Annotated in this window: 1 protein-coding gene; it reads right to left on the bottom strand. The window is 48.3% G+C overall.

Annotation, left to right across the window (positions count from 1 at the left end; all coding sequences use genetic code 11):
* Positions 1-188: hypothetical protein (locus QP968_RS11190; protein WP_284856467.1), on the bottom strand; the 188-nt coding region annotated here is incomplete at its 3' end.
* Between the last annotated feature and the right edge of the window lie 168 nt (positions 189-356).

The following is a 356-nucleotide window of genomic DNA, read 5'->3' as shown; positions in this document are numbered from 1 at the left end:
TTAAGAAACTCATTGATCGCGCAAACAAGCTGATCCTTAGCGGTAGGAAGCAGATCATCGCGCAAAAGCACCTTCTCAAGCCCGTACACATAGTGCTCTAAAAGCTCATCCGACATCGTCCCATACCTATCAGGCACTGGGGTATGCAACCCCACCAAACGAGCAACTTCTGTTGCAGTATCACTCACAGAACAGCCTTTTTATCACTTGGAAGGAAACAGCCACAACGACTTCGAATCCGATAACCGCACAGCAGTTTCGGCATCCGATAGGATCTCATGAGGTTACCCTCGTTTAGTGGACACCCAACTTGTACGGATGTTGTGTCCGTAGGAGAGGATGTTCATTGTGAGTCA

Source organism: Corynebacterium sp. MSK041, assembly GCF_030232265.1.
In the GTDB taxonomy this organism is placed as follows: Bacteria; Actinomycetota; Actinomycetes; order Mycobacteriales; family Mycobacteriaceae; genus Corynebacterium.
Note: the sequence above shows the minus strand (reverse complement) of the source record. Positions and strands in the feature narration are given on the sequence as shown.